A 517-nucleotide genomic window follows, 5' to 3' on the forward strand; every position below is an offset into this window, starting at 1 on the left:
TACGCGCGTGGTTGTTTTCCTTAGAGATCGGTGAAGGTTCCGTTGTGTTTTTGGTGGTGTGTGTTGTGTTTGTTGTCGGGTGTGGGGAGTTTTTTGGTGTGTTGCGGGTTTTGCTTACGGTGCTTGGGGTTTGGGTGTTTGTAGCCGTGTCTTTTTTTGGGGTGGTGGTTTTTAGGTCGTGGTGTTTGTGTTTGGTGGTGGTTGTTTTTTTGTGCGTTTTTGTTGTATCTTTGGCGGCTGTTGTTTTGGTGTTTAGGTTGTTTGTGTTTTTGTTGTTGGGTGTGGTTGTGTTTTTGGTGTTTTTGTTTTGTGGTTTTTGGGTGGTTTTTTGTTTGGGGGGTGTTTTGGTTGTTGGGGTGTGTTTGGGGTTGGGTTTGGTGGTTTTGTTTGTGGTGGTGTTGTTGTTTGGGGGTGGGGTGGTTGTTTGTGTGTTGGTTGTTGTGTTTGTTGTGTTTTTGTTTTTTTTGTTGTGGTTGTTGTTTTTGGGGGGGGTTGTTTTGGTTGGTGTGTTGTGGGT

The 517-nt window shown here is 44.7% G+C and carries 1 protein-coding gene; it reads left to right on the forward strand.

Annotation, left to right across the window (positions count from 1 at the left end):
* Positions 1-517 (forward strand): hypothetical protein (locus ACTHUF_RS11070; protein WP_440407711.1); only part of this gene is annotated, 517 nt, incomplete at both ends.

Source organism: Neisseria sp. P0024.S006 (assembly GCF_051956595.1).
In the GTDB taxonomy this organism is placed as follows: Bacteria; Pseudomonadota; Gammaproteobacteria; order Burkholderiales; family Neisseriaceae; genus Neisseria.